Raw genomic sequence first — 26,106 nt, 5'->3', positions numbered from 1 at the left:
CTCAGTCGGTGATGATGACCACCCCGGATGGTTCGCCCAGCGCCTCGACCGTCCGGTCGGCAGCTCGGTCGATGTGGGCCCGGGGCTCCGCAGGTTGTCCTTGCTCGTGGTAAGTGCCGGGACCGTAGAACTGTCCGTAGCTCAGGACGACCCCACCCTCGGCGAGAACGGAAGCCTCCAGCTCTGCGACGGCCAGAGCATCAGGCCCGTCAGGCAGTTGCCAGGCGACGCTCTGAGCCAGGATCTTCGGCGACCCGCTCTTCCGCGCGGCCTCGATCAGGTTCTGGTTGCCCTCGGTCCGGATCCGGGCGTTCAGGTCCGCGTGGTCGCCGATCTTCGTCACGTCGTCCGGCAGGTCGGTCAGCTCGTTCAGGATGACGTCCGGCTGGAAGTCGACCACCGCCTGGATCAGCGCCTGCCGGTCGAAGACGTCACAGAGAATCGCTTGCGCGCCGAGGTTGCGCAGCAGCCCAGTCTTGCCGGCCGAGCGCGTCATCGCGCCGACCACGTGCCCCTGCTGAACCAACCGGGGAATCAACCGTTGCCCGATCACTCCGGACGCGCCGGCCAGAAAGATCCTCATCGCCACTCCTCAACATGATTCTGGATGTCTAATATCCAGGTTTGATATTCTGAATATAAGGAGCTGACTATCGCGCAGTCAAGTCAGCTACCGCGGCCTGGGAACAAAGACCCAGCCCAGGTGCGGTCCTGTTCGGTGAACCCCACTCTGGGCTGAACGGCGCACCCCAGGCGCCCGCGTAGTCCCGGGTCAACACCCGGGTCACCGGCACTTCAGGCGTTGAGGAGGGTGCCGGTGAGTTCTCGGCGAGAGCCGATGCCGAGCTTGGCGAAGACCTTGTGGAGGTGCCACTCGACCGTGCGGGGGCTGAGGAACAACTCAGCGCCGATCTCGGGGTTCGTACGACCCTCCGCCGCCAGTCGCGCGATCTGCGCCTCTTGCGCAGTGAATGCTTCCCGGGCCTCGACGGATCGCCTGCGGAGCGTCTCCCCGGTCGCCACCAGTTCGCGACGGGCCCGTTCGGCGAAGGCGTCGGCACCCATGTCAGTCAGCATTTCGTACGCCGACCTCAGGTGGCTGCGGGCGTCGCGACGACGGTTCTCCCGCCGCAACCACTCGCCGTAGAGCAGCAGGGCGCGAGCGTGCTCGACGCGCAGACGAGTCCGGCCGAGTCGCTCCACTGCCTCGGCGTAGTAGCCCTCGGCCGTGTCGCCCTGACTCACCTGTGCGCGGGACCGGGCTTCGATTCCCAGTGCCCAGTCGGTGCCGCTGGCGATCGTTGTCCGACTCAGCGACTTGAGTGCATCCGCTGCACGGTCGGGGTGGCCGCTTCGCGCAGCGGCCTCGACGAGCTCCACCAGAGACCAGGTGGAGAACCCGAGCTCGTCGGGATATCCAGCGCCTTGCTCGGCCGCTGTCATGGCTTCCTGGTACTGCCCCAGACCGTTGTGCAGGACTGCCGATGAGTAATCGACGATCGTGAGTCCCATGCCCTCACCCCGCGCCGCGGCATCCGCGAGGCTGGTTTGGGTGAGCGCGGAGACGATGTCTCTCCGGCCCTGCCATGCCGCGAGCGCCAGAGCGCCGTACGGCAGCAGGTGATTGCCCATGACCTCGTTGACCGTTGCGAACTCGTTGACGAGGGCGCCCGCCGCTGTGAACTCGCCGGCGAGGAAGTGCAGGCCCATCCGGCTGTTGAGTGCGATCGGCAGCACCGCCAAGGCTCCGGCCTGGCGCGCAAGACGGAGGTGGCGTGTGCAGAACACCTCCCAGCTCTCGTCGTCCCAGATATCGTGGGCAGCGTGGGTGGCGAGCCACAGCCAGCGAACGGCATCGGGGGTCGACACCTCCTCGGTGCGCCAGGCAGTCAAGGCGCGCTGCAGTAGTGGGACGCCTTCCCCGTAGCCCTCGGTCATCAGCACCGCCAGGCCGTCCAGCAGGAGATCGGTCGGGCGAGCGGTCGATGGAGGTGCCGCGCGGGCTGCCACGGCGACTTCGCGGGCACCGATGTCGTCGGCCAGGCGTCCGACCAGCAGCCCTGCCGCCAGCGCATCGAGGTAGCCGCCGCGAGCGGCAGCTTCGTCCAACGTTTCCATCCGCCGGGCGGCTGACAGCAGCAGTGGCGGCGCGTCGCGGCCACGGCTGGAGAAGAACGCTATCTGCGCCCGGAGAACCTCCACCTCGGCGTGCGTCGGCTCGTCGAGCGGCGCGGTCTCGATGCCCGCGAGCAGCGCCAGTGCCACATCCGACGAACCGGATTGGTGCCGGGCCCTGGCGGCGGCGAGAACCCGGGCAGGTCGCCGGGCCGGGTCGTCGGTCAGTTCGATGGCACGTTCGAGAAATGCCGCCTGCGCCGCCAGACCACCCCGGGAGCGCGCCCGAGCCGCGCACCTTTCCAGTGCGACGGCGACCTCCTCATCAGGCCCGCTTGCCGCGTGCGCCCGGTGCCAGGCCCGGCGGGCGGGATCGCGCTCCGGATCGGTCTCCTCGGCCAGCGCGAGGTGGACGGCTCGCAGGTCGGTCACCTCCGCGGCCCGGGCAACGGCGGATCGCACCAACGGGTGCCGGAATCGGACTCGAACGGTCAGCTCGATCAGGCCCGCCCGCACCGCCGGCACCGAGGCGGCGAAGTCGACCTCGAGCCGCCGCAAGGCTCGTCTCAGAAGACTCAGGTCCCCGACGGGTTCGAGGGCAGCTGCCAGCAGGAACAGGCGCGTCGGTTCCGGAAGTGCTGCCAGGCGTTGGGAGAAACCCTGTTCCAGCTGAGTGTCCAACGGCGCGGTGGCCGCCAGACCGAACCCGAAACTGAGTTCGGCTCTCGACAGACCGCGAGGCAGTTCCAGCAGCGCCAACGGGTTGCCCCGGGTCTCGGCCACAATCGTCTCGCGCACGCGATAGTCGACGTCGCCGGGCAGGACGCTGTCGAGGAGCGCGTGGGCGTCGGCGTCCCGCAGTCCTCGAACGACCATCGTCGGTTGCCCGGTCAGTTCCTTGTCCTCGTGGTCTCCTCGCAGCGCGAAGACCAGCCCGATCGGATCGGCCAGCTGACGACGTGCCACGAACGCGAGTGTCTGGGCCGAGATGGGGTCGAACCACTGCGCGTCATCGATCACGCACACCAAGGGCTGCTCCTCCGCCACGTCCGCGAACAGGCTCAGCACTGCCAGTCCGACCAGGAATCGGTCCGGCGGTGGTCCGGCGTGCATCCCGAAAGCAGTGGCCAGCGCGTCACGCTGCGGCCCGGGCAGGCCATCGAGATGGTCCAGCATCGGTGCGCACAACTGGTGCAAGCCGGAGAAGGGCAGTTCCACCTCGGACTCGACGCCCGCCGCTCGTGCCAGCCGGCAACTCGGCCCCAGTCCACTCGCCAGGTAGTCCAGCAGCGCTGTCTTGCCGACGCCGGCCTCGCCGCGCAGTACCAGCACCTGGCTCGCGCCGGCGCGCACACGGGCAACGAGGGCGTCAAGGGTCGCACACTCGGTCTGCCTGCCGCGGAGCTCCGTGGGCAGCTGGGGTGAGGTCACGACGACGTCCAGAAACCACTGGTTGTCGTGCCCATCGAGCCTCCAGGTGAGGTCGATGTGTGCCTCAGCGGCCTCGACGACTCACGTCATCGCGTCGGTCAACACGCGCCGGATCAGGCGGGAAACCTCGGCCTGATTCTCTCACAGCTGCAGCATCGCAACTTTGAGAGCGGACGCTTCTGAGATCCTCGCCAGGGGAACGGGCGGGGGCCGGACGTGGCACGCTGTCCGGGTGACCATCGACCGGTACGAACTCGTGGGGATCTTCGGCGGCGCCGTCGATGCCGGAGTCGCCTCGCTGTTCGTGGGCGCCGGCCTGTCCGCGGCGGCCGGACTGCCGACCTGGAACGACCTCCTGAGCCCGCTCGCCGCCGAGATCGGCGTAGCGGGCGCGTTCGCGGACCTGCCATTGCTCGCCGAGTACTACGAGCAGAACGGTCCCGGCCGGCGCCCGGCGTTGGAGAATCACCTGCGCAAGGAACTGTCGGCGTACCGGACACCGGCACTGAGTCATGACCTCATCGCGAAGCTCCCGATCGACGAGATCTGGACGACCAACTTCGATTCGCTGCTGGAAACGGCAGCTCCCGACGCCAGCGTCGCCACGCAGGACAACGATGCCCTGGACATCGGCACCGGGCGCCGGACGATCATCAAGATGCACGGCGGCCTCAGCCTCGACAACCCGCCGACCTGGATCGCGCCGCCGGTGATCACCCGCAGCGACTTCGAGCAGTACGAGGACACGCATCCGCGGATGTGGGCCCTGCTGCGAGCGTCGTACCTCACCCGCACCATGCTCTTCCTGGGTTTCAGCTTCGCCGACCCCAACATCGACGTCCTGCTGCGACTTGCTCGCCGGTACGGCACCACAGCCGCGGACCGGCACCTCACCGTCCTGCGTCGACCGGCCGACCCCGAAGGGGTCCAGCTCCATGAACTGCGGGTCCGCGACTTGGAGAACAGCGGTGTGCACGTCTGCGAGATCAACGACTTCAGCGAACTCACCCCGATGCTGCGGGCAATCACCACCCGAACCCGCCCGGAGCGCTTGTTCGTCAGCGGGAGCGGCGACAAGGCCTTACTGAAACCGTGGTACGACAAGCTCGCGGTCGCGCTCACCGCACGTCCTCCGTCGTGGCAGCTAGCCTCGCTCGGCGGACCGGCGGGGTGGGGCGTCACGAGCCGCTTCGCCGAACTCCTCCGGGCCAACGGCCGCTACAAGCCTGACCGGTTCCGCATCTACTTCCGGAAGAATCTCGGAGAACAAGCACCACTGATGGACGCGCACGTCGGCACCGCGATCTTCACCGACCTGGAGCGGGAAGAACTCGTCGGCAGCGTCCTCAACGACTGCCGCGCGCTGCTTGTCATCTGCGGGGGAAGCGGCACCAGCGAGGAGGTCCGCTGGGCGCTCGAACGCGGCGTCAGCGTCATCCCGCTGGCCTCCAGCGGCGCAACTGCTCGAGACGTCTGGGACAGCTCGAGCACACCTCCGGATCTCGGCGGCCGCCCGTGTGATCCCCAGGTCTGGCACAACCTGGCCGATCCCGATCCGGACGTCGCGGTGATGGCCGCGATGACCGCGATCGACCAGGCCATGTGCCGACCCAGAGGCTAGATCGGGACCGATCAGCTTTCGCGCACGACCTCTCGCGCGTTCTTGTCGTTCCGCAACCCGGTGTACCGCGGATGCCGGAGCAGCCCGTCCCGGGTCCATTCCGTGAAGCCGATCTGCGCCACGAGCCGCGGTTCGACCCAGTGCACGTCCCGCTCACGAACTCGTCCACGAGTGAACGGGGACTGTTCCCGCTCCAGGCTCTGCATTCGCGCGTACAGGTTGTTGAGCACCGAGGCGTTGAAACCCGTACCGACCTTCCCGGCATAGACGAAATCGTCCCCGTCGAAGTAGCCGACGAGCAACGCGCCGAAGTCGATCCGGGAGCCCTTCGGTGCCGTATAGCCGCCGATCACCAGTTCCTGGTCACGCACGCACTTGAACTTCAGCCAGTCGTGCGACCGACCGGCGGCGTACGGCGAATCGGCCCGCTTGGCGATCACGCCCTCATCACCTCGCGCGCACGCCTTGCGGAGGTCCTCCTCGCCTGTGGTGTTGCGGTGCGCCGTGAACCGCAGCGGATCGGCGAAATGGACGGCGTCGCGGAGCAAGCGCTTGCGTTCCCGCAACGGCAAGCCCCGAACGTCGTACCCGTCGAGATGCAGCACATCGAAAACGTAGTAGAAGACAGCGATGCCGGTCGCCCTCGCAGCGACAGGATCGGTCAGCCCCAAGCGGCCCTGCAGGCGCTCGAAGCTGGTGCGGCGGCCGACGAACGCCACGACCTCACCGTCCAGCACCGCGGCCACCTCGCACTCGCTCGCCACCGCGTCGGCGATCTCGGGGTAGGTGCCTTCCAGCGGCTTGTCATTGCGTGTACGCAGTCGGACCTCGCCTGACGCCGTACGGAACGCCAGGCATCGCACGCCGTCCCACTTCCGCTCGAACAACCACTCCGGATCGGAGAACCGCTCGTCTGTCAGCGTGGCCAGCATCGCGCTCGCCGTCGTGGGCATCGGCTGCGGCCGGCGATCGTCGGTCGGCATCACTTGTCCTCCAAACGGAAGTCCAGCTTGCGGGGCAGTCGCGGAGCTTGGTCAGCGTCTCCAGGTCGCGAACAGCGCGTCCGGCTCTCCGTCTGAAAATACGCCCCCGTAGAACGTCTCCTCCGAGACATTGAACGCGTAGGACTCGAGATCTTTGGAGTACACCTCGACCATGTGCGTCGGGTCCATCCCGATCACGTCCGTGGTGCGCGGATTGGGCGTAGACATCGCCACTCCGATGAGCGCCTTCTGCTGCATCCGCTCGATCAGGGCGCGCCAGTTGAACAGGTGCTCGATGATCTCCAGGGCGACGAAGAAATGCGCCTCCCGAGGTGGCGTCCAGTAGTTCAGATTGACACCGTCGATGCCGCCGTCGACGGGGATGTATCGTCCCCGCCACCCGTACTCCGCGCGCAGGCAGTAGTCCAGTTCGGTCATGCCGGCGCCGACGTCCACGATCGTCAGGTCATCGGTGAGTCCGCTCGCTGTCAGCCAGTCGGCGGCGGCGCGGTACCGGACGGCGCGGAACTCGTACTTGCCGGTGCGATCGTCCAGGTAGGAGTCGCAGGACTGAATGGTGGGGGTCCAGGGCATCAGCGAACCAACCCTTCTCGGTCGACAGGTTTCGGGACTTCGGTCAGTGCGTTTGGTCCAGGCAGCTCAACTGTGGGAGCCGAGCAGGAGGGGACGCGCCTGTGAGTTCCCCGGCCGCTCCCGGGTCCGAGTCCCCCGGACGGCAGCGGGCAGCGGCGAGTGGATGAGGCCGACCCGGCACCGGGTGATGTAACGGGCGGCCGACCCGGGCATTGACCCGGGACTACGCGGGCGCCCAGGTCCGCGCTTTCCGCCCAGAGTGGCGGCAACGGACTCACCGCACTAGGAGGACCAAATGCACACCCATTCCACATCGGAGACCGCCACTCCCCCAGGCCGCCGCCGGAGGATCGTCGCGCTCGGAGCCGCCGTACTGGCCGTCCTGACCGCCGCCGTGTCCCTGACAGTGCCCGCCGAGGCGCACACCACCAAACCGACGATCGTGCTCGTCCACGGTGCCTGGGCCGACAGCACCAGCTGGCTCGACGTCGCCCGGCAACTCAAGGACGACGGCTACCGCACCGTGACCCCCGAGCTCGGCCTGAACAGCGTCGCCGACGATGTCGCGATCGTCCGCACCGCCTTGGACAGCATCCAGGGCAAGAAGGTGCTGGTCTCCCATTCGTACGGCGGCATCGTCACCGCCGGCGCCTCCCACGGCCGCACGGACGTCTCCGCCTTCGTGTACGCGGCGGCGCTCGTACCTGACGAGGGCGACTCGATTGCCAGCCTCGGCGCCGACTTCACCCCGTCCGAGGCCTTCGGGCACCTGGTCTTCACCGGCGAGCCGTTCGCGTCGCCGGCGTACATCGACCCGGCCTATTTCCATCAGTACTTCGCTCAAGACCTCAGCAATCGGCAGGCAGCCGGGTTGAACGCCGCACAGCGGCCGCTCAACTTCCCCATCGTCACGACGCCCTCCGGCCCGGTCGGCTGGCACAACGTTCCGGCCTGGTACGCCGTGTCCGGCCAGGACCGCATGATCGACCCGGCCCAGGAACGCTGGATGGCAACACGCGTCGGCGCCACCATCGTCGAATACTCCACCGCCAGCCACGTCGGCGGAATCACCCGGCAGGCGCCTCGGTTCACCGCCCTCATCGAACACGCGGCCCGCTCAACCCGGGTGAGGTGACCGCCAACTCCGCGCCACGTCGACGGAGCAGCTCACTGGCCAGGTCCCACTCCTGGGGCCTGGCCGGCGACAGCGCCCGCATCAGCAGGTTCGGCGGCTGAGATGACAGCACACGCAGCTGATGCATCACGAGTGGTTTTCCTCGTTTGATGCGTTGCTGCGAGGATCTGCGGCATGGCCCGCGAGAGTGCACGTCGGCGGATGTGGCGGATGGCTGCTGTACGCCGGTGGTTGGACAGGACGACCGAGACCTGGGTACCGCCGACGTCGGGTGATCTGACCAGCTCCTTCCGCTTCCTTCTCTGGCTTACCCGATCGCAGTCACGACGTGTCGCGATGGGTGCGACATTGGGCTGCTGCTGGATGGTCGGTTTGGCGGTGCCACCTTGGGTGCTGTCCCGTGCGGTGGATGATGGACTTGTCGCCGGCGATACCGCCGCTCTCGTCGGGTGGGCGCTCGTACTGCTCGTGGTCAGTGTGCTCAACGCGCTGCTGGGGATCGCTCGGCACCGCACGATGACCAAGATCCGGATGGACGCATCGTTTCGCTCGGTCCGGGCGACGGTGTGGCACACGTCCCGCTTGGGTGCCTCTCTGGCGCGTCGCGTGAGCGCTGGGGAGGTGGTGACCGTCGGCATCGCCGACGTGAACACCGTTGCGCAGGCGTTGACGGTCACGGGGCCTGGCGTTGGCGCGGTCCTGGCCTACGCCGTCGTTGCGGTCGTGCTGTTCACCATTTCACCGTGGCTGGCCGCCCTGGTCCTCGCCGGAGTTCCGCTGCTCGCTATCGCAGTTGGTCCGTTCCTGCGGCGCATCGAACACACCGGCGGCGAGTACCGGGCGTACCAGGGGCGGTTGACGACGCGTCTGGTCGATGTGTTGGCCGGACTTCGCGTGCTGAATGGCCTCGGTGGGAAGGCGTTTGTGGCCGAGCGGTATGAACAGCAGTCGCAGGGATTGGTGGATCGTGGCTACCGGGTCGCCGGACCCTCGAGCTGGGTTGGCGCATTGTCGAGCGGCCTGCCGGCGCTGTTCCTGGCCGCCGTGGTGTGGTTGTCGGCGAGGATGGCTGCGGTCGGCGATATCACCATCGGTGATCTTGTCGCCGTCTACGGCTACGTTGCCGTGCTGGTCGTTCCGGTGGCGTCCTTCATCGAGGGCGGTGGCGATATCGCTCGCGCTCGGGTGGCCGGTCAACGAATCATCGATCTGCTCAACCTGCCGGTCGTACGTCACAACGACGACGACCCTGCGACGATCCCGACCGGCTGTGGCCCGTTGGCCGATCCTGACTCGGGCGTGATCGTTCGTCCTGGCGTTTTCACAGCGTTGGTAGCTGCCCGGCCGGCGCAGGCGATCACGGTGATCGAGAGGCTCGGGCACCTGAGCACCGATTCGGAGGCAGGTGTGACGTGGGCCGGTGTGCGGATTCATGATGTTGCCCGGGAAGAGTTCCGGCATCGGTTGGTTGTCGCTGACAACCATGCCGAGGTGTTCGCCGGCACAGTGCGGGACGTTGTGGCGGGGCGTCTTGAGCCTGACGATGGCCGGATTCGTGCGGCCATCCGTACCGCCGTCGCCGAGGATGTGGTGGAGGCGTTGCCCGGCGGTCTGGATGCGGCGATCGCCGCCGGCGGGAGCGACCTGTCTGGTGGGCAACGGCAACGCCTCCAACTCGCCCGCGCCGTCTATTCCACACCCGACGTACTGCTTGCCGTCGACCCGACCTCTGCAGTCGATGCCAACACCGAAGCGGCCATGATCGACCGGCTCCGCGAAGCCCGGCGCGGCACGACCACAGTCGTCACGACGGCGTCGCCACTCGTGCTCGATCGTGCTGACGAGGTCATCGTCCTGATAGACGGCCACGCTTCGACAGTCGGAACGCACGCGGAACTTCTGCGCAGCGACCCCTACTATCGCGGCCTGGTCTCCCGCGCCCAAGCTGACACCGAAGGCGATGGGGTCGCCGGTGAGTAGGCAGATGCCGGTCGCGGGCCCAGCCGAGGTCCGTGCCGCGGCGATAGGAGACTTGGGCGCAGACCGCCGAGCCGTGGTTGGGGTCATCCTTGTCAATGGGCTCGCCTCTGCGGCAGCTCTGACCGGTCCGTGGCTGCTCGGCCGAATCATCGACACGATCCAAACCGGCTCCGGTGACGTGCTGAGCACGGTGGACCGACTTGCCTTCGGCGCGCTGGTGTTGACGATCGTGCAGACGGTGCTGACGTGGTGGGCGCTCAAGATCGGCTATCGGTTCGGCGAACGCACCGCCGCACGCGTTCGAGAGCGATTCTTGCAACGGACCTTGGCGCTGCCCCCACGGGAGGCGGACCATCTTCCGGCCGGCGATCTGATCGCCCGCGGCAGCACCGATGCCTCGCTGGTGGCCACGACCTTGCGGTCGGCGGTGCCCGAAGTTCTCGTGGCCGTCGTCCACGCCCTGTTCCTCATCGTCGCGGTGCTCGTCCTGGATCCGTGGCTCGGGCTGTGCGGGCTCGTGTGCTTGATCGGCGTTGGAGCGGCCGTGCGCTGGTATCTGCGACGTGCGAGGCCGGCCTATTTGGCAGTCGCCGCATCTGGTGCAGAGCTGGCCGACGTCGTCGCCAGCACCGCCAAAGGCGCTCGCACGATCGAACTGCTCGGGTTGGAACACCGCCGGACACAGGTCACGGAAGCCGCCATCACTCAAGCCCGGTCCGCACGCCTAGGTGCACTGTGGCTGCGAACGGTGCTGTTTCCGTGGTCGGAAGTTGCGCTAGCACTCCCAGTGGTCGGCGTCCTGGTCATCGGCGGTGGCCTGTACGCCAACGGTCTGGTCAGCTTGGGAACTGTGGTGACGGCGACGATCTACCTACGCCAACTCGTCGGCCCACTCGACACGCTGATGCTCTGGATCGAACAGCTGCAAGGAGCCGGAGCCTCCTACGCCCGCGTCGAAGGGTTGGCTGACATCCAGCTGACCCCGAACGGCCAAGGCGTCGACGCCCTCGCCGGTGACCGTATCCAAGTGAACAACGCGTATTACAGCTACACGGGCGCTCGCGACGTACTTCACGGAATCGATCTCGTCGTACAGCCCGGAGAACGGCTGGCCATCGTCGGCACCTCCGGCGCAGGAAAATCAACCCTCGCACGTCTCCTCGCCGGCCTCGACCGCCCGCACATCGGGTCTGTGACGATCGGCGGGACACCAGTTGCCGACCTGTCGCCCGACCACCTGCGCGAGCACGTCGTACTGATCACCCAAGATCATCACGTGTTCCACGACACCGTGCGCGACAACCTGCGCATCGCACGACCGAACGTGACGGAGCAGGAGCTGTACGCCGCGCTGGACGCCGTCGGAGCCGCGTGGTTGGCCGACCTACCACACGGGCTGGACACCGAGCTCGGCCACGACACCAACCTCGACGGCGCTAGTGCCCAGCAGCTCTCTCTGGCCCGAGTCGTTCTCGCCAATCCCCACACCCTGATCCTGGACGAAGCCACCGCACAACTCGACCCGAAAACAGCACGGCGAACGGAACGATCACTGGCCGCCGTCCTTCGCGGTCGCACCGTGATCGCGATCGCCCACCGCCTGCAGACAGCGCACGACGCCGACCGAATCGCAGTCATGGAAGCCGGCGAACTCGTCGAGCTCGGCACCCACGACGAACTTGTCAGCGCAGGACGCGTCTACGGCAAACTCTGGCAGTCATGGCATGGAGCATCGTCCGAAGATCAGTCGCTGCCGGATGAGGGGTAGCTCGCCCGCCCGCAACAGGTTCGACGACCGATCAGGGTCGGCGCGCTGGTGTTGTTGCACGTCTGGCCAGTGGGGCGGGAAAATCGCCGGTACGGTCGTCCTCTCTACGCCCGCGTGACACCGCCCAGCACCGGTAAGGAGTGACGTGAGAATCCCGTTCTTGTCGTCGAAACCCGAGGGGAGACCGGCCGCAGGCCATCGGTCTCGGCCTCGCGCTGTCCCCGCTCTCACAATCGGTGCCCTTGTGGCCGCAACTCTTGTCCCATTGACAGTGGGACAGGCCTCCGCCGGCACACCAACAACGTCCGCCGATCCCTCAGCCTCCGAGAGCGTCAACCTCGCCCTTCTGCCGGGTGCGGTCGCCTCCGCCAAGTCCCAACGCATGACTCCGCCCGCGGCGACGTACGCGCCCGCCAACGCGGTCGACGTGTTCGTGCACAACGGATGGAGCTCGAACTACGCGTCGGTCGGCAACGGCTACGACCCGACCCAGGACTGGTTCCAGGTCAAGCTGGCCACGCCCGCCCCGGTCTACGAGGTGTTCAGCCGCTGGACTTCTCCGGCCAAGCCGACGGAGTACGACCTGCAGGTCTCAACGGACGCCGACTGCCAGACCTGGTCGACGGTCACCCATGTGGTGAATCCGAGCGACAAGGATTCCCAGGTGATCGATCGCAAGGACCCGATCTCGTGTGTCCGGATGCAAGCGCTGGCCACGACGTCCACCACCGGCTACACGATCAATGAGTTCGAGATCTGGTCCGGACCCAAGCCTCCGCCGACCGTGGGACAGATCATCCCTGTGCCGGTGCAGCAGCAGCCCGGCACCGGTCAGCCGTGGGAGCTCACGAACAGATCCCGGATCGTCGTCTCCACCGGTGCCCTCACCGCCACGGCTGAGGTCCTCGCCGGCTATCTGCGGCCCGCCACCGGGTTCGTACTCCCCGTCGTGACAGGTTCCGCTACCGCCTCTGACATCTCACTGACCCTCGGATCGGTGTCCGGCGTCCCGCAGAACAAGGCGGCCGAGGGCTACTCCCTCACGGTGTCGAGTGCGGGCGCGAAGATCGTCGCCCCGCAAGCACATGGCCTGTTCAACGGCTTCGAGAGCCTTCGGCAGCTGTTGCCAGCAGCAATCAACTCCCCCACTACCGGCGTCGGGCCGTGGACAGCGCAGCCCATCACGGTCCTGGACTACCCGCGCTACGAGCATCGAGGTCTTCAGCTCGACCCCGCCCGCAACTTCATATCGGTGGCCGAGATCCGGTCCATGATCGACCAGCTGGCCGCGTTGAAGGGCGACCGGCTGCACCTGCACCTCAGCGACTCCCAGTCCTGGCGCCTGGAGATCAAGGGCTACCCGGCTCTGGACGGCACCGGGTGCAACGGATCGGCCTGTATCGCGGGCTTCTACACGCAAGAGGACTTCAAGGGCCTGGTCAAGTACGCCGCCGACAGGTTCATCGAGATCGTCCCAGAGCTGGAGGGCCCGGCCCACGCGACGGCGGCGGTCAGATCCCTGGGCGGCGTCGCAGTCGTGGGCTGCCAGGGCCAGACCCAGACCGACCGGTTCTGCACCAACCCGAACGACCCGGCGAGTGAGCGAGCGCTCGCCTTCTGGCGGGACGCGATCGCACAGCTCGCCGCGATCTCTCCGGCACCGATCATCCACATCGGCGGCGACGAGGCCATCGGGATGCCCCACGAGGATTACAAGTGGTGGATCGGGCAGATGGAGAACATCGTCAACAACGCCGGCAAGCGAATGATGGGCTGGAACCCCGCACTGGAGGGATACGCACCGGGCTCGACCTCCATCAACCACTACTGGTCCGACTACACCGGCGGTGGCCCCCCGCTCATCAAGCCGGAGTGGTTCAACCAGGGCCGCAGCGTCATCACGACCCCGGAGTGGAACGCCTACCTCGACTTCGGGTACGACGGGTCTCCCGGCCGGACACCGCGGACCGAGCTCGACAAGGCCTACTCGTGGGACCCGGAGTGGGTGTACGAGAAGTACCGGTCCGTCTGGGCGCAACCGGCGTACGGCGGACCGAAAGCGGAGGACATCATCGGCATCGAGGCGCCCATCTGGGGCGAGCAGATGCGTGGGCTGGCCACGAACGAGTTCATGGTGTTCCCGCGGCTGGCCGGCATCCTGGAGAAAGCCTGGTCTCCCAAGGTGCTCACCCAGGACTACGACGCGTACCGCCAACGGCTCAGCGTCGCCGGCGCCCGGTGGGCCTTCGCAGGAGTGAACTTCGGCTCCATCGCCCAGGTCACCTGGAGTCCGGAGGCAATGGGCACGGTCACCCGCCTCGGCGTGGACAAGACCGTGAGCAACCAACCTCTGGGCCGTCTGGCCGCCGGCTCGATTCCGCCTGGTGAGTTCACCGCCATGATCGATTGGGGCGACGGATCCCCGGCCGAGGCCGCCGGTATCGCAGCACGCGATTACGTGGCGAGCCAACGCCAGGGCCGAAGCCTGATGACCGTCAGCGGGAGCCACACCTACCCAGTGGACGGGGTCTATCACGGGACCGTCACCTACAGCCGTCAGGGCCAGACCTGGGCCGTGCCGTTCGTCGCGACCGGCGTCCCGTCCTGTACGACGATGGTCACCGGGACGCACCAGGGTCCGTTGACCGTGTCTGCGGGCGTCGCGTGCTTCGACGGCGCGACTGTCTCGGGACCTGTAACCGTGGCTGCGGGTGCCGGACTCTACGCATCCGGGTCTGAATTCCGCGGTCCGGTGACGGCGTCCGGAGCAGACAACGTTCTGCTGTGCGGTACGACCGTGTCCGGGCCGGTAAGCGTGACCGGTGGAACCCGGGTCTGGCTCGGTAATCACAACGGCGAGTGCTCGCCCGCGACGGTCAGGGGTCCGGTGCGGGTCAGCGGTTCGGTGGGTCAGGTCACGATCGACGGCGCCACCGTCGCCGGCCCGCTCGTCGTGCAGAACAACACCGGCTCGACGATCGTCTCCGGCAACCACATCAGCGGGCCGCTGTCCTGCACGGGCAACTCTCCCGCGCCGACCAACGCAGGCCAACCCAACACCGCGTCCGGCCCGAAGTCGGGCCAGTGCTCCGGACTCTGACAGCCGGTAGCTGAACACGGCGGCCCTGCGCACGCACGAGCTGCGCAGGGCCGCTCCGATCGCCGGACGGCAATTAGCGGCGCCGCCTTCTCGCGAAGGTTGTCAGTTTGAAGGCGGTTGCGGTGGTCAGGCCGTAGACCAGGTGCGCGCTGAGGTCCTTGGCCAGGACCTTGTAGTTGTATTTCCAAATCGGTTGGTAGAGCTTTGCTGCCGGGAGTACGACATAGCTGGTCCCCCAGACGCCGGCGCCGAAGATCGCGCCGTACCAGGCCCGGGGCTTGGGTACGGATCCGGCGACGACGCCGTACGCGGCACCGTTCGCGATCCCGTACCCCCAGTGCATGATGTTGTTGACCAGGGCGGCTCTGCTGTCCGGCAGCTCGCGCTGGAAGAGGCCCTCGAACAACCGTCTTCCGACCTGTGCTGGGGCCGCTGCCTGCTCCCAGGTCTTGATGTCGGCCGAGAACTCCCAGCGGCCGACCTCGCTCTTGCCGCCGCCGCTTCGGTACTCGGCGTACAACAGCGCATCCATGGCCAGGGTCCCGATCGTGCCCGCGACCAGCCCACGAGTGATGGCTCCCAGCGGTGTGAGTCGATCGCTCTTCATCGTCCTGCTCCTTCGAACATTCTGCGAGTCTCCTTCGAATCTCAGGATCGCCCGGATGCGCGTGCGTCGCGCCCGGGTAATTCCCTGGTCCGCGGAACTGTCTGTCTGTCGCCGGCGTGGCCGGATCGGTGGACCAGGGACTTGCCCAGGGGCGATCAGCGCATTCGAAGGGCATCGTCGTAGACGTCCATCGACTCAGAGGAGAGGACCATGAACAGCACGCCGGCCGAGGGTCTCGCGTACGAGGTGTTCGTCAGTGAAGCGCCCGCGCAGCCCGGTGCCCTGCCGAATGGTGCGCCGAGGAGTTTCTCCCCGATCGCAAGCACCCTGATCTACGGAGAAGAGAACGCCGTCCTGTCAGACCCTGGCTTCAATCCCTCCACGGCGCGCGACCTGGGCGACTGGGTGGCCGGCAAACGACGCAGGCTCACCGACATCTACATCACGCATGGCCACGGGGACCACTGGTTCGCGGCACAGCTCCTCGCCGACCGGTTCGGCGCTCGCATCGTCGCATCCGCGGGCGTGATCCGGCAGATGCATGCCAGCGTCGCCGCCCGGCCGTTCCTGTGGGACAAGATGTACGCCGACATTCCGCCGTCAGCCGTCACCGCGGTGACGGTGCCGGACAATCGCTTCGCGCTGGAGGGCCACCAACTCCGGATCGTCGACGTCGGCCACGGTGACTCCGACGACTCGAGTGTCCTGCACGTCGCGGACCTCGGGCTGGTCGTCGCCGGCGACGTGATCTACAACGGCGCCCACCAGTACGTCGGCGACGCCCTGGGACCCGACGGTCTCGCACCCTGGCGGGCCGCGATCGACAATGTCGAGGCACTCGCCCCGCGATCGATCGTTGCCGGACACCTGAACCGGCTCGGTGACGACGACGCCGGCCGCCAGATCGCCGCCACCCGGCGGTACCTCGACGAGGCCGAAGCAGCCCTGAAGACCGCGACCACTGCCCTCGGATACTTCAACCGCATGATCGACCTCCACCCCGACTACGCAGGCCAGCTGATTCTCTGGGCCGGCGCCGGCGCGCAGTACGGCGTCCGCGAACACCCGGCCGCTAACAGACCTCAGATCGTCGCCTCCGCCTGGCTGTGAAGCGCTCGGCGGCAGGAGCGATCCGTCAGTCCGCTCTCAACGTCGGGACGATCGCCATCGGACCGCGGGCCGAGCGAAGGATCTTGTTCGTCAACGAGCAACAGACAGCGTGATGCGCTCGCCGGCGACCGCGCGTACCCACCACCATCCGTCCGGACCAGACCGGTCCGGCGACCGCGCCGGCCGACGACGATCAGCTCCTCGAGGCCGCACAGGAGCGGCGACGTACCGGCCTGCACGTCAGTGATCACCCGAGATCGGCGGCGACGGCCCGCGCCCGGGCGCAGGCAGCGTCGACCACAGTCGAGGCCCCATCCACCGCCGACGCGTCCAGCGAATACCCGACGGCATGGACGACACGCAACGGGACCCCGCGGGCGGATGCCTCCAGCGCGGCCCAGTCCACTGCCCGCAAGCCGACCGAACCGCCATCGACCAAGACAGCGATCACGCCTTCCTGCGCCGCGGTCCGTCGGTGCCAGAGCCCGTCAAGGCTCCCGATCGCACCGAGCCAACATTGCCGAGATCGAGTCATCAGCGGCTCCCTGCTCCGACGCTCCACCCACTATCACTGCCCGCGGACCCTGATCGCACCCGTCACACCCACGGGCAGACCCCAGGCCAGCGCGTTCAGGTGAGCACGGCCAGTCGGGAGCTGGTCCTCGCCGGGGGGACTCGCGAAACTCCAGGGCTCGTGGGTCGTCAGGAGGCCGGCAGGCCTCCTAGCAGTTGAGGGAGGTTTAGTTCTGCGAGGCGGGTTTGGAAGCCGTTGGACAGCGCTGCCTGGATTCGGGATTGGGCTTCGGGGGTGCGTACGCTCTCGCCGAAGAGGTCGGAGTCGTGGCGGAAGTCGTCGGCCGGTGCGAGGGCGATCGCGTTGACGCGGTCCTTGACTGCGATCTGGCCGGAGGCTGGGAAGCCGGCGATGCGGTGGGCGAGAACCCGGACGAAGTCGTCGAGTGCTTCGGCGGGGAGGGCACGGTTGATCCAGCCGTAACGCTCGGCGAGGTCGGCGTCGTAGTCCCGGGCACTCAGCATGACCTCGAGTGCCCGGCCGCGACCCATCAGACGAACCAGATGCTGGGTCGCTCCCCCGCCGGGGACCTGACCGAACGCGGGCTCGAACTGACCGAAGATCGCCGACTCGCGTGCGGCGAACCGCATGTCACACGCCAGGACGAACTCGCTGCCGGCACCCCGTACCCGTCCCTCGATCTGCGCGATCGTCACGAGACGGCTCGCGCTCAGATGGCGGAAGAGCAGCGCAATCGACGGCTCGCCCACCAGCTTCGCTGCCTCGGCCCGGTACTCCGCGATCCGGGTCACGTCCACGTGCGGGATGAAGTAGTCGGGGTCCTCGCTCTTGAACACGAGCACCTGGATGGAACTGTCGGCCTCGGCCTGCTGAATCAACGACACCAGGTCACGGACCAGCTCAGGCCCGAGAAGATTCATCGGCGGGCTGTTGATCGCTGCGAACAGTACGGCGCCCTCCTGCCGCACGGTGAGTGTCTCGTAGTCCATCGGCTTCAACCCTTCTTCTCGGCGAGGCTGCGCAGCAGCAGTGGCGAGGCGACGAGGATTCCCGTGGCCACGATGATGGCGAAGGTGAGGAGGATGACCTTGAAGGTCACGTACTGCAAGGCGATCCCAGCCCCGACGACGGGCAGCGAGAGGCCCAGATAGCCCACGACGAAGAACAGGGCCAAGGCAGCGGCGCGATCGTTGGGCGGCGCGGTCGTGATGACGACTGTCAAGGTGCTTCGGAAGATGCTGCCGGTCCCTACACCCACCAGGGCCGCTCCGATCAGGAAGAACGTAAGGCTCGGCGGACGCAACCAGGCCGCGGTCACGATGACGGCCAGACCCAGAAGCAGCACGGGGATGCCGACGGCGAGTAGCCGGCGGAGCGGCCAGGTCCTGGTGATGATCTGAGTGAGTGCCCCGACGCCGAAGGCGATGAAGACAGTCAGACCGGCCAGTACGGGCGACGACCGATGCAGCGCCCCGGACAGGAACGCGGACGCCAGCCCGGCGAACACGCCGTACACGGTGAATACCAGGAAGTCGCCGGTGAGCGCCGCACCGAACTGGGTGCGCGCACCAGCAGGAAGCGCCAGCCGTTGCGGGCGGTAGCGGGGGCGAGGCTTTGGCAGCGGCCTGACCTCAGGAGCCGCCCAGGTGGCGACCAGCGCGAGCGCCAACAACACCGCGAGGATGACGTAGATCAGTCGGGGAAAGCTGGGAACGTACGTCGCGAGCAACCCGGCCGCCAAGGGGCCGATTGCCAGGCCGCCGACGTTCGCGACCGTGGACGTTATCTGCGCGCGCCGCGTGGGCACCCCGTTCGGACCTGAGTCCAGGTCGGTCAGGTAGGCGGTAGCGGTCGCGGTGGCCGCGCCCAGGGCGAGACCGGTGAGCACTCGCCCGATGAACAGGGCTGGAAGCGAAGTGGAGTTGGCGAGGATCACTGCAGCCACCAGGCCCGTCAGCAGAGCGGGCATGAGCAGTGTCCGTCGTCCGTACCAGTCCGAGAGGTGACCCACGAGCAGCAGGCTTGTCACGATCCCGGCGGCGAAGACGGCGTACACGATCGTGACGGTGATGGACGACAGGTGGTCCTGTCGTCGGTAGATGCCATACAGCGCGCTCGGCGCGGTGGAGAAGGCGGTCAGAACCGACATGCTCGCGGCCACGGCCCAGAAGCCCGCGGTCCGGCTCAAACGTCCGCGCTTCGTCCCCTCAGTGACGAGCGCGTCATCGATGTGAACAGTTGAATTGGTCATGTCACCGATACTCCGCACTCACGAGCTCCATCGGACCCGTACGCCCCACGTGCCAGATCACCGGTCCTCCGGGGTCCGGCGGCCGGCAGCGTTGAGAACCAGGGTGTTCGACGGGTGCGATGTGAAGCTCCTGAGCGCGAATGTGTCGATGACAGGTGGGCCTAGGAGGGAGATCCCGATGGAGAGCTTCGACTACGACGTGCTGATCGTCGGCTCCGGGTTCGGCGGCAGCGTTTCCGCGCTTCGTGCCGCGGAGAAGGGGTATCGGGTCGGCGTCCTGGAGTCCGGCAAGCGATGGAACGACGCGGACATCCCGAAGAGCCAGTGGCATCTGCCCGGGTTCCTGTGGTTCCCCGCGGCGGACCTGTACGGGATCCAGCGGGTCGAATACCTCGATGACGTGCTGGTCTTGTGCGGCGCGGGCGTCGGCGGCGGATCTCACGTCTACGCGAACACGCTCTACGTGCCCCCGAAGCAGTTCTTCGACGCGCCGGAGTGGGCGAGCATTACCGATTGGGCCGACGAACTGGCCCCCCACTACGACCAGGCGACCCGGATGCTCGGTGCCGTTCGCTACCCGTACATGCCCACCGACGTCGACCGCGTCATGCTCCAGGTCGCGACCGGGATGGGACGCGGGGAAACGTTCAACAAGGCGCCGGTCGGCGTGTACTTCGGCAGCCCGGGCGTCGAGGCCGACGACCCGTACTTCGGTGGCGCCGGACCGCGTCGTACCGGGTGCATCTCGTGCGGGAAGTGCAACATCGGCTGTGGCCACAACGCGAAGAACAAGCTGACGACGAACTACCTGTATCTGGCGGAGAAGCTAGGCGCCCGGGTGCACGAACTCCAAGAGGTCTACGACCTCATCCCCCTCGAGGGAGGCGGGTTCGAGGTGCACGCACGGCACCCGGGATGGGCGCAACGAGCCGAGCACGTGCAGCACCACACCTACACCGCCGAGCAGGTCATCGTCGCCGCCCACGCGTACGGCTCGTCGAAGCTCTTGCTGCACATGCAGCATGAGGGGCGGCTACGGGACGTCTCCACCCAGCTCGGCCGGCGTGCGCGGACGAACTCCGAACAGCTCCTCGCGATCACGCGCACACACGAGGAATGGAAGCGTGATCCCGACCGGATCTGCCTCACCCCCGGTTCGGTGTCGATCACCTCCGGCGTCTGGCCCGACCCCGTCACGAGCATCGAGCCCGTCTACTGGGGCGTCGGGAACGACCTGTTCGCGTTTCTGGTCACCTATCACCAGCACGGCGAGCAGAAGCACCCGACGGCCGCTTGGGTCAAGCAACTGATCGAGCATCCGACGTCCGTCCTCAGCTTCGACGACGCACGCAACTGGGCCGAGCGGACGGTCGTCATGCTCTGCTCCCAGACGACCGACACGTCGATCGAGCTCTACTGGCACGACGGAGTACTGCGAAGTCGCCACACCGGCACGCCTCCCTCGGTGCACATCCCCGTCGTCGAGCAGTTCGTCGATCGAATGGCGGCCACCATGGGCGGCCACGAAGGAGCACTGCCGTTCGAGGTCATCAACCGGACTGCCTCGGCCCATTTCACCGGCGGTATCCCGCTCGGCGACAGCAGCGAGAGCGGCGCGGTCGACCCCTACCAGCGCGTGTTCGGCCAGCCGGGCCTGCACGTCATCGATGGCAGCGTGATGCCGGCCAACACTGGAGTGAACCCCTCGCTCTCGATCACTGCCTTGGCCGAGCGTGCGCTGTCACTGTGGCCGAACAAGGGAGATGTCGACCCGAGGCCGCCGCTGGGGTCCGGGTACGAGCGCGTGACGCCGGTGATGCCACACCGTCCCGCCGTACCTGCCGGCGCTCTGGGCGAGCTGCGACTCGATGCGAAGAAGTCCGACGTCATCCCCGACTATCCCTACTAGGAGCACCCGATGACCGAACTCTCAGCGGGCACGTTCCGCACCGTCGACGCCGCTGCGGCGATCGCTGACGACGGCGTCGCTCCGTACTACCTCACCCTGGGCGATCGAAAGCTGCGCGTCTCCTTCGCGCGGGTCGACGGCCGCGTCTACGCCTTCGGCGACCTCTGCACGTGCGGCAGCGAGCCCTGCCCGCTGTCCAGCGGTTTGCGCACCGGACGCACGATCATGTGCCAATGCCACGGTTCCCGATTCGACCTCACGACCGGCGCCGTGATCAACGGGCCGGCCGTCAAGCCATTGAGCGTCTACGAGGTGCAGGAACTCGACGGAGAGGTCCAGATCCGCCTGTGACCGATCCGGCTTCTACCCACGTAGGACGTTCCTGTCAGAGGTGATGCAGTCGGCGTCTGCGATGCGGGCGGCGATCCCGTAGGCGTTCCGGTTGGCGGCGTGGCGTTGCACCGCACACGCACCCGGGTCTGGGCGTCGAAAGCCCCGGCGGCGTTCTGGACCTGGAGCAAGTACGTGCCGTTGGGCAGACCACCGAACTCGACGAGCTCGGCCCCGCCTGCGGCCGGACTCACGACGTAGTCGTAGTGGATATCGCCTGCGGTGATCCCGACCATGTAGTGCTGGACCGTCGCGTTCGGGTTGCGCAGCCTGGCGGTGACGTTGGCGCCTTCGTCATGGCACGTGAACCGCGCCTTGCCCAACACCGGTGGCAGGACCGCGGTGGTCTCTGTGCTGCCGGCGACCTGGGCTGACGCAGACGTACTCCCCACGAGGAGCAAACCTGTCGCCAGCGTCGCGGTCGACAGACCACAGACCAACGAATGGCGTCTCATCGCGCGACCGAAGGCCGCGTGCTGAGGTGTCGGACACGATTGACAGAACGAATGGTGTGAAAAGACTTCACGATGCCCCCCTTGGACACCTGTTTGATGCTCCGAGGGCCATCAAAGTTGCCGAATCGCCAAGCCGACTTCACATCCGGGCCAACTGATCAATATGTTGCCAATGGCAACAACCGCACGCCGCGAGTGCGCTGACCACTTCGTGTGCCTTCGGAGTCGCAGGCTCACCGAGTGACATGCGCCGTAGGGTCTTGGTATGACGAATGTGTGTTTCGCCGGTATCACCGGGTGGACCGCGGCGCCGATCGTCGCCGCCATCGCTGCCTCCGACGACCTGACGCTCACCGCCGGAGTGTCCAGATCGGCGGCCGGTCAGGACATCGCGACGGTCACCGGCTCGAATGCCAGCGGGTCGATCTACGGGACGGTCGCCGCGGCCCTGCGATCGGCTCCGGTGGACGTGGTCGTGGACTTCACCAGCGCCACCGCGGTCAAGACGAACGTGGTCACGGCGATCGAGGCCGGGATCCATGTCGTGGTGGGGTCGAGCGGGCTGACCGCCGCCGACTATGCGGAGATCGATCGTACGGCGCGTGACCGTGGCGTCGGCGTGATCGCGGCGGGAAACTTCTCCGTGATGGCGGCCGTACTACTGCGTGCCGCGTCGATGGCCGCCGAGCACCTGGAGCACTGGGAAGTGCTCGACTACGCCAGCGACCAGAAGTCCGATGTCCCCAGCGGCACATCCCGGGAGCTCGCCGAAACCTTGGGCAATGTGCGCCGGCCCGGTGCGGCGATCCCGCTTCTGGATCTGCACGGTCCGGTCGAGGCCCGAGGTGCCGAGGTTGCGGGCACTCGGATCCATTCCATCAGGCTGCCCAGTTTCGTCGTGACGACCGAGGTGGTGTTCGGTGGAGCAGGGGAACGACTTGTGATGCGCCACGATCCTGGTTCGACCGCGGACCCGTACGTCGCCGGAACCCTCCTGGCGATTCGCCGGGTCGCCGACCAGACAGGACTCCGGAGAGGACTCGCCTCGCTCCTGTACGGCGATCCTGACGCGGATCGCTAGCTGTTCACCAAGGGCCGACGGTTAGGAGCCTTCTCCGCGTTTGCGTTGTTCGCTGGTCAGGTAGGTGGCGACGGCGAGGGCGGTGAGGAGTGTGTAGGCGAGTGGGAAGGATTTGTCGCGGCCCTGCGAGCCGCCCCAGTGGTCGTAGCCGAAGGCGCCGATGAGGACGGATACCACGAGTGTGAGTGCAACGTTCAGTGGCACCGCCGCGCGGACCGCCTGCGCGAACTGGCGCCAACCTGAGGGCTGGAACACCTGGCGTAGCGTGGCCAGCCAGCGCAGGAGGAGGTCGTACCAGCGGGCCGGCGAGCTCCGAGCCGCATCGACCACGCCGTAGGCGACGGCCCACAAGGCGCCGCCCGAGGCTGCTGCGACTACCCCCGCATGATCAGAAGGCAGTTGGTCTGTCAGACCCAGGAAGTACAGCCAATCGAAGATCCATCCCATCAGCAACACGCTGAGGACGACCGCGGTGGCCAGGAAGAGCAGCAGCCCGAGCCACCACTGGGTCTGCCGGATCCGCGCCGATACCGGCGCCGCGTTCCCCCAGTCGGGGGACAGAACCGCCGGAAGACTCTCCGCTGCGGGCGCGACTGCGGGCCCCGGCGCAGCCGGCGATCTGGCCAAGACGATCGTGCCGGCCACGTCGAACTCCCACTTGCGCGGATTCTGCAGCTGCGGTTGCCCGGCAAGCTGTCGGCGCGCGTACTCATACATGTCGTCGACCGAGACCAGGCCGTCTCCGTCGATGTCGGCGGCACCGGTCTGGAGCCCACGGGTCACGCTGGAGGTGAAGATCGACGGCGTGGCACCTCCGACCACTTTGTCGCCCTCGAAGGCGTACTGCGTCGCATCGGATGCCGTCAGCACCACCAGACCGCGCGCGTCGAAATGATCCGCGGTATGAATCGAAGGATCGGCCTTGACGGACAAGCCCCTGGCGAACGCGCCGCTGTAGCAGCAGTCCAGCAACAGAACCTTGCAGCGCGATCGACACGCGAACAGAACGTCGTTGACGAACCCAGCCGAGACAGCTGTCGAGCGCAACCGATCGCGTCGCGTATCGCGCGCGGCGAAGTACAGCCTGCCCTGCTCATCCTTCAGTCCGTGGCACGACAGATACAGCAGCACCAGATCGCCACGGTCGCGTTCGGCCGCGAAGTCCTCGATGGTCTGAGAGATCTGCCCGTATGGCGCATCCAGCACGGAAGACACCGCAAACCCGCCGATCGCGGGATCCGCCAGCACACTGGCCAGCGCGGCCGCGTCGTACGCGGGCGACACCAGCTGCGCGAGGCCCTCGTCCTCGTACGCCGACGTCGCCACGATCAGCGCGAGCCGTCGCGCGACACCATCGCTACCCACCATCCCGACCCCTCACAAGCGAAGATCTCCCCCGCCGCTGGAACTGTCAAGCCTCCCCTTCGATCAGGTCTGATGCCGTCCTGGCTAGCCGTCGGGACGGGCGTGACCTAACGTCCGTAGGGAGACGCCTCCGACGACCAGGAGCAGCGATGACCAGTACGACGCTCACGCCGCGGACGGACCGGGAGGACCTGCAGCGGTTCCAGATGTACATCGGCGGAGAGTTCGTCGACGCCCTGTCGGGCGCGACCTTCGCCTCGAACAATCCCTACACCGGCAAGGACTGGGCGATTGTTCCGGATGGGACGGTCGACGACGTCGACCGAGCGGTCCGAGCGGCGAGGGACGCTCTCGACGGTCCGTGGGGCAGCATGACCGGCTTCCAGCGGGCGCGGCTCCTCCAGCGGCTCGGGGACGTGATCGCCGCCAACGCCGAGCGACTGGCCCGGCTCGAGGTCGCCGACTCCGGCAAGCTCTACCGCGAGATGATCGGCCAGATGCGGTACCTACCGGAGTGGTACTACTACTTCTCCGGGTTGGCGGACAAGATCGAGGGCCGCGCGATCCCCTCGGACCGGGACAACTTCTTCGTCTACACCCGACGCGAGCCGGTCGGTGTCGTCGCGGCCATCACGCCGTGGAACTCGCCACTCCTGCTGATGACCTTCAAACTCGCCACCGCACTCGCGGCCGGCTGCACCTTCGTCGTGAAGCCATCCGAACACTCCCCCGCCTCGACCCTGGCCTTCGCCGAACTCGTTCACCAAGCCGGGATCCCGCCTGGCGTGTTCAACGTCGTCTGCGGGCTGGACCGGTCGGTCGGCGCATCGCTGGCCGGGCACCCCGGCGTCGACAAGGTCGCCTTCACAGGATCGACCACGACCGGTGCCGCCGTGGCCCAGGCCGCCGGCGCGAATCTGAACCGGGTGACACTCGAACTCGGCGGCAAGTCCGCTCAGGTGGTGTTCCCCGACGCCGACCTCGCCGCTGTGGCCAATGGCGTCATCGCCGGTGTCTTCGCGGCGACCGGCCAGACCTGCATGGCCGGATCACGCCTCATCGTGCACGAGAGTGTCCACGACGAACTGGTCGGTCTCATCGTCGAGCGTGCCGACCGGATCCGGCTCGGCGACCCCAACGACGAGGACACCGAGATGGGACCGGCCGCGAACACACCGCAGTACGAGAAGGTGCTCGGTTACCTGGCGACAGCGCGGGAGGAAGGGGCCGTGATCGCCTGCGGTGGCGGACCCGACCAGGACCACGGCGGCCTCTTCATCCGGCCGACCGTACTCACCGGTGTGAGTAAGGCGCACACCGTCGTCCGGGAGGAGATCTTCGGGCCGGTACTCGCGGTGTACACGTTCCGCGACGAGAACGATGCGCTCGGTCTCGCCAACGACACGCCGTACGGTCTGGCCGGTGCGGTGTGGACGAAGGACGTGCACCGTGCGCATCGGGTCGCCGCGCGGCTCCGGGCCGGCAACGTCTGGATCAACGCCTACCGCGTCGTCGCTCCCAACGTGCCGTTCGGTGGCTTCGGCGCGAGCGGAATCGGCCGTGAGAACGGGCTCGATGCGATCCACGAGTACACCGAGGTCAAGGCCGTCTGGGTAGAACTCACCGGCGCCACCCGCGACCCCTTCAAACTCGGCTGATCAGGAAAAGGCTCGTGC

20 protein-coding genes are annotated in these 26,106 nt (G+C 67.2%); 10 read left to right on the top strand and 10 right to left on the bottom strand.

Going from position 1 to position 26,106, the window contains the following annotated elements; all coding sequences use genetic code 11:
* Position 1 precedes the first annotated feature (1 nt).
* Positions 2 to 583 carry an SDR family oxidoreductase gene (locus ACXC9Q_RS02505; protein WP_457054829.1) on the bottom strand — a complete coding sequence of 194 codons (582 nt, stop codon included), beginning with the start codon at positions 581 to 583 and terminating at the stop codon, positions 2 to 4.
* Between the two features lie 212 nt (positions 584 to 795).
* The gene (locus ACXC9Q_RS02500) at positions 796 to 3,546 is read right to left on the bottom strand and encodes an ATP-binding protein (RefSeq protein ID WP_457054828.1); all 2,751 of its coding nucleotides are present in this window, start codon (positions 3,544 to 3,546) and stop codon (positions 796 to 798) included.
* Between the two features lie 232 nt (positions 3,547 to 3,778).
* Here ACXC9Q_RS02500 and ACXC9Q_RS02495 point away from each other — a divergent pair, with 232 nt between their 5' ends.
* Complete coding sequence (locus ACXC9Q_RS02495; RefSeq protein ID WP_457054827.1) at positions 3,779 to 5,167, top strand: SIR2 family protein; 1,389 nt, start codon at positions 3,779 to 3,781, stop codon at positions 5,165 to 5,167.
* 11 nt (positions 5,168 to 5,178) lie between these two features.
* On the opposite strand, the gene ligD is transcribed toward ACXC9Q_RS02495, so the two are convergent.
* Together ligD and ACXC9Q_RS02485 are read right to left on the bottom strand one after the other, a co-directional pair.
* Complete coding sequence (gene ligD, locus ACXC9Q_RS02490) at positions 5,179 to 6,150, bottom strand: non-homologous end-joining DNA ligase (RefSeq protein WP_457054826.1); 972 nt, start codon at positions 6,148 to 6,150, stop codon at positions 5,179 to 5,181.
* A gap of 51 nt (positions 6,151 to 6,201) precedes the next feature.
* The gene (locus ACXC9Q_RS02485) at positions 6,202 to 6,744 is read right to left on the bottom strand and encodes a hypothetical protein (protein ID WP_457054825.1); all 543 of its coding nucleotides are present in this window, start codon (positions 6,742 to 6,744) and stop codon (positions 6,202 to 6,204) included.
* Positions 6,745 to 7,039: 295 nt separating this feature from the next.
* Between ACXC9Q_RS02485 and ACXC9Q_RS02480 the strand changes: the two genes are divergently transcribed.
* The 4 genes from ACXC9Q_RS02480 to ACXC9Q_RS02465 all read left to right on the top strand — a co-directional run bounded on the left by ACXC9Q_RS02480 (position 7,040) and on the right by ACXC9Q_RS02465 (position 14,727).
* A complete protein-coding gene (locus ACXC9Q_RS02480; protein ID WP_457054824.1) occupies positions 7,040 to 7,879 on the top strand; it encodes an alpha/beta hydrolase in 840 nt (279 codons plus the stop codon).
* Positions 7,880 to 8,284: 405 nt separating this feature from the next.
* A complete protein-coding gene (locus tag ACXC9Q_RS02475) occupies positions 8,285 to 9,859 on the top strand; it encodes an ABC transporter transmembrane domain-containing protein (RefSeq protein WP_457054823.1) in 1,575 nt (524 codons plus the stop codon).
* A 73-nt stretch (positions 9,860 to 9,932) separates the two neighbouring features.
* A complete protein-coding gene (locus ACXC9Q_RS02470) occupies positions 9,933 to 11,627 on the top strand; it encodes an ABC transporter ATP-binding protein (protein WP_457054822.1) in 1,695 nt (564 codons plus the stop codon).
* A 382-nt stretch (positions 11,628 to 12,009) separates the two neighbouring features.
* Complete coding sequence (locus tag ACXC9Q_RS02465) at positions 12,010 to 14,727, top strand: family 20 glycosylhydrolase (protein WP_457054821.1); 2,718 nt, start codon at positions 12,010 to 12,012, stop codon at positions 14,725 to 14,727.
* Positions 14,728 to 14,800: 73 nt separating this feature from the next.
* Here the strand turns inward: ACXC9Q_RS02465 and ACXC9Q_RS02460 are convergent, their stop codons facing one another.
* Complete coding sequence (locus ACXC9Q_RS02460; protein ID WP_457054820.1) at positions 14,801 to 15,334, bottom strand: DUF1440 domain-containing protein; 534 nt, start codon at positions 15,332 to 15,334, stop codon at positions 14,801 to 14,803.
* 210 nt (positions 15,335 to 15,544) lie between these two features.
* Here ACXC9Q_RS02460 and ACXC9Q_RS02455 point away from each other — a divergent pair, with 210 nt between their 5' ends.
* Complete coding sequence (locus ACXC9Q_RS02455) at positions 15,545 to 16,444, top strand: MBL fold metallo-hydrolase (RefSeq protein WP_457054819.1); 900 nt, start codon at positions 15,545 to 15,547, stop codon at positions 16,442 to 16,444.
* On the opposite strand, the gene ACXC9Q_RS02450 is transcribed toward ACXC9Q_RS02455, so the two are convergent.
* From ACXC9Q_RS02450 to ACXC9Q_RS02435, 4 genes are all read right to left on the bottom strand, one after another.
* Positions 16,417 to 16,695 (bottom strand): hypothetical protein, encoded by a 279-nt coding sequence (locus ACXC9Q_RS02450; RefSeq protein WP_457054818.1) that lies wholly within the window; start codon positions 16,693 to 16,695, stop codon positions 16,417 to 16,419. The genes ACXC9Q_RS02455 and ACXC9Q_RS02450 overlap by 28 nt on opposite strands.
* Positions 16,692 to 16,895: a universal stress protein gene (locus ACXC9Q_RS02445; protein ID WP_457054817.1), complete on the bottom strand. Its 204-nt coding sequence runs from the start codon at positions 16,893 to 16,895 to the stop codon at positions 16,692 to 16,694. Before ACXC9Q_RS02445 ends, ACXC9Q_RS02450 begins: the two co-directional genes overlap by 4 nt.
* Positions 16,896 to 17,146: 251 nt before the next feature.
* Entirely contained in the window at positions 17,147 to 17,968 is an 822-nt protein-coding gene (locus ACXC9Q_RS02440; RefSeq protein WP_457054816.1) for an enoyl-CoA hydratase/isomerase family protein, read from the bottom strand.
* A 5-nt stretch (positions 17,969 to 17,973) separates the two neighbouring features.
* The gene (locus tag ACXC9Q_RS02435) at positions 17,974 to 19,230 is read right to left on the bottom strand and encodes an MFS transporter (RefSeq protein ID WP_457054815.1); all 1,257 of its coding nucleotides are present in this window, start codon (positions 19,228 to 19,230) and stop codon (positions 17,974 to 17,976) included.
* A gap of 178 nt (positions 19,231 to 19,408) precedes the next feature.
* Between ACXC9Q_RS02435 and ACXC9Q_RS02430 the strand changes: the two genes are divergently transcribed.
* From ACXC9Q_RS02430 to dapB, 3 genes are all read left to right on the top strand, one after another.
* A complete protein-coding gene (locus ACXC9Q_RS02430) occupies positions 19,409 to 21,139 on the top strand; it encodes a GMC oxidoreductase (RefSeq protein ID WP_457054814.1) in 1,731 nt (576 codons plus the stop codon).
* A 9-nt stretch (positions 21,140 to 21,148) separates the two neighbouring features.
* Complete coding sequence (locus ACXC9Q_RS02425) at positions 21,149 to 21,490, top strand: Rieske (2Fe-2S) protein (protein ID WP_457054813.1); 342 nt, start codon at positions 21,149 to 21,151, stop codon at positions 21,488 to 21,490.
* Positions 21,491 to 22,249: 759 nt separating this feature from the next.
* Positions 22,250 to 23,065, top strand: coding sequence for a 4-hydroxy-tetrahydrodipicolinate reductase (gene dapB / locus ACXC9Q_RS02420; RefSeq protein ID WP_457054812.1), 816 nt, complete (start codon positions 22,250 to 22,252; stop codon positions 23,063 to 23,065).
* A 21-nt stretch (positions 23,066 to 23,086) separates the two neighbouring features.
* Here dapB and ACXC9Q_RS02415 read toward each other — a convergent pair whose 3' ends face one another.
* Positions 23,087 to 24,433: a caspase family protein gene (locus tag ACXC9Q_RS02415; RefSeq protein ID WP_457054811.1), complete on the bottom strand. Its 1,347-nt coding sequence runs from the start codon at positions 24,431 to 24,433 to the stop codon at positions 23,087 to 23,089.
* Between the two features lie 146 nt (positions 24,434 to 24,579).
* On the opposite strand from ACXC9Q_RS02415, the gene ACXC9Q_RS02410 reads away from it, so the two are divergent.
* The gene (locus ACXC9Q_RS02410) at positions 24,580 to 26,088 is read left to right on the top strand and encodes an aldehyde dehydrogenase (protein WP_457054810.1); all 1,509 of its coding nucleotides are present in this window, start codon (positions 24,580 to 24,582) and stop codon (positions 26,086 to 26,088) included.
* The last annotated feature ends 18 nt before the right edge of the window (positions 26,089 to 26,106 follow it).

It is taken from the genome of Kribbella sp. CWNU-51 (assembly GCF_054073265.1).
This window is presented reverse-complemented; position numbering and strand designations above follow the sequence as displayed.